The organism is Metabacillus sp. YM-086 (assembly GCF_048059995.1).
In the GTDB taxonomy this organism is placed as follows: Bacteria; Bacillota; Bacilli; order Bacillales; family Bacillaceae; genus Metabacillus; species Metabacillus litoralis_B.
On the sequence record NZ_JBLUOI010000139.1, the window covers coordinates 1 to 6,853 of the forward strand.

The following is a 6,853-nucleotide window of genomic DNA, read 5'->3' on the forward strand; positions in this document are numbered from 1 at the left end:
ATGAGTTGGTTGAAAATGAAAAAGAAAGAGCCGAACATGTGATGCTTGTTGATTTGGAGCGCAATGACCTTGGGAGAGTTTGTGAGTATGGCTCTGTTCATGTAAATGAATTTATGGTCATTGAAAAATACTCACATGTGATGCATATAGTTTCAAATGTGAAAGGGACATTAAAAAAAGAAGCAAATTATGCAGATGTTATCAAAGCGACCTTCCCAGGTGGTACAATTACAGGAGCACCTAAAGTAAGAACAATGGAAATTATTGAAGAGCTTGAACCAACCAGAAGAGGAATTTATACAGGTTCAATAGGTTGGATCGGCTTTGATGAAAATATGGAATTAAATATTGTCATTCGTACAATGATCACGAAAGATGGATTTGGGTATGTTCAATCTGGTGCTGGGATTGTTATTGATTCTAATCCAGATTATGAATATAAAGAAGCTTTAAAGAAGGCAAGAGCGTTAGTCCAAGCTATTGAGTTGAGCAAAGAAGAGAAAATATTAGGTTGAGGTGAGTATAGTGATTTTAATGATTGATAATTATGATTCATTTACATTTAACTTAGTACAGTATTTAGGTGAATTAGGGGAAGAATTGGTTGTTAAGAGAAATGACGAGATCACGATCGCAGAAATTGAAGAGTTGAATCCGCAATTTTTAATGATATCCCCTGGACCATGTAGCCCTAATGAAGCTGGTATTAGCATGGAAGCAATTAAATATTTCGCTGGGAAAATTCCTATCTTTGGAGTGTGCCTCGGTCACCAGTCAATTGCACAAGTATTCGGTGGCGATGTAGTACGTGCCGAGCGTTTGATGCATGGGAAAACATCTGAGATGCATCACAACGGCGAGACAATCTTTAAAGAAATGGAGAATCCATTTACTGCTACGCGTTATCATTCATTAATTGTAAAAAATGAAACGTTACCGGATTGCTTAGAAGTAACAGCATGGACGGATGAAAATGAAATTATGGCCCTCCGCCATAAAACATTACCAATTGAAGGGGTGCAATTTCATCCTGAGTCAATTATGACAACATTCGGTAAAGACCTTCTTAGAAACTTTATTACTCAATATAAACCTGTAGAAAAGAGCTAATAGGTGTGTATATATACATTAATTCACAGTTTATAAAAGATTCAGAAGCCACGATTTCTCCATTTGATCATGGCTTTCTTTATGGATTAGGGGTTTTTGAAACCTTTAGAATTTATAAGGGTTTTCCTTTTTTACTACATGATCATTTAGCAAGGCTCAAACATGCAGTTGATGAATTAGGGATCACATATCAAATTGATTATGAAGAAATGTATGAGATGATTCAGGAGCTTTTAAGGATAAACGCTTGTCAAAATGAAGATGTTACAGTTCGGTTAAACATCTCAGCTGGCATTGGAGAAGTTGGGAAACTACTTCAGGATTATGATAAGCCAACCATTATGTGTTTTATTAGAAAAGCTCCATCAGTTAATAGGATCGAAAAGGAAGCGTCGATACTTAAATTAAGAAGAAACACACCTGAAGGAAGGGAACGATTAAAATCCCATCACTACCTAAACAATATTTTAGGAAAGCGTGAACTTCAAGTAACTCCAGATTTGGAAGGTATTTTTCTAACTGAAAAAGGGTACGTGGCAGAAGGGGTTGTTTCTAATATTTTCTGGGTGAAGAAAGGCACTTTGTACACACCATCATTAGAAACAGGAATTTTAAATGGAATCACAAGACAGTTTATCATCAAGTGTTTGGAGAAATTAGAAATACCTTTTTATGAAGGTTTTTACGATAAAGAACATTTGTTTGGATCTACTGAGGTGTTCTTAACAAATTCCTCTCAAGAGATTGTTTCAGTTAAAAAAATAGATGAGCAATATTTCCAAGGGAATGAAGGGGAGTACAGTAAGAAGTTAACTGACTTGTATAATCACTATAAGACCAAACTATTAAGTATACAAGAGTTATAAAGGATTGAGGAAAATGAAGACTTTAACGAAGCAACAGATTATTGAATGTGGTGACTATGTTCTTAATTATCATGATAAAACCTTAATCATGGGGATCTTAAATATAACACCTGATTCATTTTCTGATGGTGGAAAGTTTAGCAGCATAGACCTTGCGATTGAACGTGCAGAGGAAATGCTACAACATGGTGCAGATATTATTGATATTGGTGGAGAATCAACTAGACCTGGAGCTAGTACTGTCACTCAGGAGGAAGAGTTAGATCGTGTTATTCCTGTTATAAAAAATCTTTCACGAGTCATTAAAGCTCCAATATCAATTGATACTTATAAAGCGGAAGTAGCTAAACAAGCAATAGAAGCAGGAGCATCGATCATTAATGATGTTTGGGGAGCGAAGGCAGATCCAAATATGGCAAAGGTTGCTGCAGAATACGATGTACCGATTATTCTTATGCATAACCGAGCAAATAAGAATTATGAACAACTTATACCTGATATGATTGTAGACCTAATGGAGTCTGTGGCGATTGCAAAAGAAGCGGGAGTTAAGGATGAGAAAATCATTCTTGACCCAGGGGTCGGTTTTGCGAAAACAATGGATGATAACCTTGAAGTGATGAGAAATCTCGATGCTTTCGTCCAACTAGGATATCCTGTGTTGTTAGGTACCTCAAGAAAATCGTTTATAGGACATATTCTGGATGTTCCTCCAACAGAACGTATGGAGGGAACTGGTGCAACTGTTTGTTTAGGAATCCAAAAGGGATGTCATATTGTGAGAATACATGATGTGTTAGAGATGTCCAGAATGGCTAAAATGATGGACGTTATGCTTGGGAAGGGAGGAGTAAACAATCGATAAAATATATGTAAACGGGATGGACTTTTACGGATACCACGGTGTATTTCAAGAGGAAAATAAGCTGGGTCAACGGTTTAGAGTAGACCTAGCTGTTGAGTTAGACTTAAAAAAGGCTGGGGAAACAGATGAATTAGAGTATAGTGTGAACTATGCATCTTTATATAAATGCTGCAAGGAAATAGTTGAAGGTAAGCCTTATAAGCTTGTAGAATCTGTGGCAGAACAAATCGCAAAAAAATTACTAACAGAATTTCCGCTTATTCTTTTTTGTGAAGTGAAAGTGATTAAGCCAGACCCTCCAATTCCTGGACATTATAAGGAAGTTGCTGTTGAAATTAAAAGGGGAAGAACATGAAAAATGATGTTTATATAGCACTTGGTTCGAATATGGGGAATCGGGAAAGATATCTTCTCGATGCTATAAAGAAAATCAATCAACATCCTTCTATAAGTGTGGTAGATATTTCCTCGATCTATGAAACAGATCCGATTGGCTTCACAGATCAAGACCAATTTTTAAATATGGTTATTCGTGCTAACACTGATTTAACAGCATATCAGCTTCTTCTTTCTCTCCAAGAAATTGAAAAACTACTTGACCGAAAAAGGGAAGTAAAGTGGGGGCCACGAACTTTAGACCTTGACATTTTGTTGTATAATCATGAAAATATTGAAGCAGAACAATTAATTGTTCCTCATCCTAGAATGCATGAACGAGCATTTGTTCTTATCCCTTTGTATGAATTAAACAAAGACATAAGCATTCCTACTTTAGATAAACCAATTTCAACTATCATAGATCAATTACAAGATAAAGAAGGAGTACGAATATGGAAGCAGAAAAATGGGGTAGACGTATTCGCGCTTATAGAAAATTAAAAGGATACACCCAAGAGAGTTTTGCCAAGGATCTTGGTGTTTCTGTTTCTGTATTAGGCGAAATAGAAAGAGGAAATCGCGAACCCAGCAAAGAGTTTATAGAGGATGTAGCAAAATCCCTTAATGTAACAGTAGAGGAATTAACCCCAAACTAAACTACAAGCAAAAGGAGGTATGCAGAATGTTTAAGATTGGCGATATCGAATTAAAGAACAGAGTCGTTTTAGCCCCAATGGCAGGAGTATGTAATGCAGCTTTTAGATTAACAGTTAAAGAGTTTGGCGCTGGATTAGTATGCGCTGAAATGGTAAGTGATAAAGCTATCCTTTTAAAAAATGCAAGAACAATGGGAATGCTATATATTGATGAACGTGAAAAGCCACTAAGCTTACAAATATTCGGTGGTGAAAAGGATACACTTGTTGAAGCGGCTAAATTTGTTGATAAAAATACAACAGCTGATATTATTGATATAAACATGGGATGTCCAGTTCCGAAAATCACAAAATGTGATGCAGGGGCAAAATGGCTTTTAGATCCAAACAAAATTTATGACATGGTATCGGCAGTTGTAGAAGCGGTAGATAAGCCAGTTACAGTTAAAATGCGCATGGGCTGGGATGATGATCATATTTATGCCGTTCAAAATGCCCAAGCGATAGAGCGCGCAGGTGGTAAAGCAGTGGCTCTTCATGGTCGTACCAGAGTACAAATGTATGAAGGTACAGCAAATTGGGATATCATTAAAGAAGTAAAAGAATCTGTTAACATTCCTGTAATAGGAAATGGTGATGTTACAACACCTCAAGATGCTAAGCGCATGTTAGATGAAACAGGTGTTGATGGTGTTATGATCGGTCGTGCAGCACTAGGGAATCCATGGATGATTTATCGTACGGTTAAATTTTTAGAAACTGGCGTATTGATGGATGAACCTGGTGTGCGTGAGAAGATGGAAGTGTGCAAGCTTCATCTAGATCGCCTAATATCGTTAAAAAATGAAAATGTAGCAGTTCGAGAAATGAGAAAGCATGCTGCCTGGTACCTAAAGGGTATTAGAGGTAATGCAAAGGTCCGTAATGACATCAATTTAATGAACACTAGAGATGAATTTGTTAATCTATTAGGTGAGTTTGTTTTAGAGATGGAAGCAAAAGAAGATAGTGCTAGCCAAGCAGGTTAAATATTCAGTTTAGTAGTATCTATTGTTTTGCTGTTTTTACTGCCAGTATTCCTGGCAGTTTTCTGCTTTTCAATTTGTATAGATAGGAGTGTTAGTATGAGTCAGGAAGAAATGAATCAAGAAGAATTGAGTGACCAACTCAAAGTTAGACGTGAGAAATTACATAATTTAAGAGAAAAAGGGTTAGATCCATTCGGTAAGCGATTTGAAAGAACACATCAAACGGAAGATATCATTGCTAACTACGAAGGATTAGAAAAAGAAGAACTAGATGAAAAAGAAGTAACAGTTACAATAGCGGGAAGAATTATGACGAAGCGTGGTAAAGGTAAAGCAGGCTTTGCTCATATCCAAGACTTATCAGGTCAAATTCAAATCTATGTTCGAAAAGATGCAGTTGGTGACGAAGCATATGAGATTTTCAACACGGCTGATCTTGGAGATATTATTGGAATAACGGGTGTAGTATTTAAAACTAAGGTTGGCGAGCTATCGATTAAAGTGAAATCGTTCGAATTGCTGACAAAAGCATTACGTCCACTACCGGATAAATTCCATGGTTTAAAAGATATTGAACAACGTTACCGTCAAAGATATGTAGATTTAATCATGAGTCCTGAAAGCAAGAAAACATTTATTACACGTAGTAAAATTATTCAAGCAATGCGACGTTATTTAGATGACCAAGGATATTTAGAGGTTGAAACGCCAACTATGCACTCTATCCCAGGTGGTGCCTCTGCACGCCCGTTTATTACACACCATAACGCATTAGATATGCCGTTATACATGCGTATCGCTATCGAATTGCATCTAAAGCGTTTAATCGTAGGTGGATTAGAAAAAGTGTATGAAATCGGTCGTGTGTTCAGGAATGAGGGAATATCTACTCGTCATAACCCTGAATTTACAATGATTGAACTTTACGAGGCTTATGCTGATTATCAAGATATCATGACATTAACTGAGAATGTCATAGCTCATTGTGCAAAAGAAGTCTTAGGAACAACAACTGTACAATATGGAGAGTATGAAGTAAATCTCGAACCAAAATGGACAAGACTTCATATGGTAGATGCCATTAAAGAACATACGGGTGCTGACTTCTGGAAGGAAATGACGATTGAAGAAGCTAGAAGTCTTGCAAAAGAACATAATGTAGAGATTGCTGAACATATGCAATATGGTCACATTGTAAATGAATTCTTTGAACAGAAAGTAGAGGAGAAACTAATTCAACCTACTTTCATTTACGGTCACCCGGTTGAAATCTCTCCTTTAGCTAAGAAAAACGATGATGATGATCGTTTCACTGACCGTTTTGAGTTGTTTATCGTTGCTCGTGAACATGCAAATGCCTTCACAGAGCTGAATGATCCAATTGACCAAAAGGAAAGATTTGAAGCACAACTTAAAGAGCGTGAGCAAGGTAATGATGAGGCTCATATGATGGATGAAGACTTTATTGAAGCTCTAGAATATGGAATGCCTCCAACTGGTGGATTAGGAATTGGAATTGATCGTTTAGTAATGCTTTTAACGAACTCTCCTTCTATTCGTGATGTATTGCTATTCCCGCAAATGAGACATCGTTAAGAAAGAACCCCTGCAAAAAACGCAGGGGTTTAATTTTTTCAAAAAAGTACTTGCGTAAGTTTGTTTACGATGGTATATTAGAATACGTTGCTGCGAAACAGGCAGATAACACATAAATAACAAATAAAAAAACTGTTGACTTTAAGTTTTGAAGTTTGTTATAATATAAAAGTTGTTGTTAAACAATGATCTTTGAAAACTAAACAAAACCAAGCGTGCCAACGTTAATTTTTATTAACAAAAAAACGTACTATATAGTACAAATTTTATGAGCTACATCAACTCTTTATTGGAGAGTTTGATCCTGGCTCAGGACGAACGCTGGCGGCGTGCCTAATACATGCAAGTCGAGCG

General features: G+C 36.6%; 9 protein-coding genes and 1 rRNA gene. All 10 read left to right on the forward strand.

Annotated features, from left to right (window positions below; all coding sequences use genetic code 11):
- Positions 1–515 (forward strand): anthranilate synthase component I family protein (locus ACEWK1_RS26980; protein WP_416636836.1); only part of this gene is annotated, 515 nt, incomplete at its 5' end.
- Between the two features lie 10 nt (positions 516–525).
- Positions 526–1,110 carry an aminodeoxychorismate/anthranilate synthase component II gene (gene pabA, locus ACEWK1_RS26985; protein ID WP_212138685.1) on the forward strand — a complete coding sequence of 195 codons (585 nt, stop codon included), beginning with the start codon at positions 526–528 and terminating at the stop codon, positions 1,108–1,110.
- 5 nt (positions 1,111–1,115) lie between these two features.
- Positions 1,116–1,976: an aminodeoxychorismate lyase gene (gene pabC / locus ACEWK1_RS26990; RefSeq protein WP_212138684.1), complete on the forward strand. Its 861-nt coding sequence runs from the start codon at positions 1,116–1,118 to the stop codon at positions 1,974–1,976.
- 13 nt (positions 1,977–1,989) lie between these two features.
- Complete coding sequence (folP, locus tag ACEWK1_RS26995) at positions 1,990–2,841, forward strand: dihydropteroate synthase (RefSeq protein ID WP_212138683.1); 852 nt, start codon at positions 1,990–1,992, stop codon at positions 2,839–2,841.
- Positions 2,834–3,196 (forward strand): dihydroneopterin aldolase, encoded by a 363-nt coding sequence (folB, locus tag ACEWK1_RS27000; RefSeq protein WP_212138708.1) that lies wholly within the window; start codon positions 2,834–2,836, stop codon positions 3,194–3,196. Before folP ends, folB begins: the two co-directional genes overlap by 8 nt.
- A complete protein-coding gene (folK, locus tag ACEWK1_RS27005) occupies positions 3,193–3,720 on the forward strand; it encodes a 2-amino-4-hydroxy-6-hydroxymethyldihydropteridine diphosphokinase (RefSeq protein WP_212138682.1) in 528 nt (175 codons plus the stop codon). The genes folB and folK overlap by 4 nt, the downstream gene beginning before the upstream one ends.
- Complete coding sequence (locus ACEWK1_RS27010) at positions 3,672–3,875, forward strand: helix-turn-helix domain-containing protein (RefSeq protein WP_212138681.1); 204 nt, start codon at positions 3,672–3,674, stop codon at positions 3,873–3,875. Before folK ends, ACEWK1_RS27010 begins: the two co-directional genes overlap by 49 nt.
- Before the next feature lie 26 nt (positions 3,876–3,901).
- Entirely contained in the window at positions 3,902–4,903 is a 1,002-nt protein-coding gene (gene dusB / locus ACEWK1_RS27015; RefSeq protein WP_212138680.1) for a tRNA dihydrouridine synthase DusB, read from the forward strand.
- A gap of 96 nt (positions 4,904–4,999) precedes the next feature.
- A complete protein-coding gene (lysS, locus tag ACEWK1_RS27020; protein WP_212138679.1) occupies positions 5,000–6,499 on the forward strand; it encodes a lysine--tRNA ligase in 1,500 nt (499 codons plus the stop codon).
- Positions 6,500–6,785: 286 nt separating this feature from the next.
- Positions 6,786–6,853: ribosomal RNA gene (locus tag ACEWK1_RS27025) — 16S ribosomal RNA — on the forward strand; the annotation flags it as partial.

Coding starts and splice junctions, on each gene's coding strand:
- lysS (WP_212138679.1), top strand. CDS start 5,000: ATGAGTCAGGAAGAAATGAATCAAGAAGAATTGAGTGACCAACTCAAA.
- dusB (WP_212138680.1), top strand. CDS start 3,902: ATGTTTAAGATTGGCGATATCGAATTAAAGAACAGAGTCGTTTTAGCC.
- folP (WP_212138683.1), top strand. CDS start 1,990: ATGAAGACTTTAACGAAGCAACAGATTATTGAATGTGGTGACTATGTT.
- ACEWK1_RS27010 (WP_212138681.1), top strand. CDS start 3,672: ATGGAAGCAGAAAAATGGGGTAGACGTATTCGCGCTTATAGAAAATTA.
- folK (WP_212138682.1), top strand. CDS start 3,193: ATGAAAAATGATGTTTATATAGCACTTGGTTCGAATATGGGGAATCGG.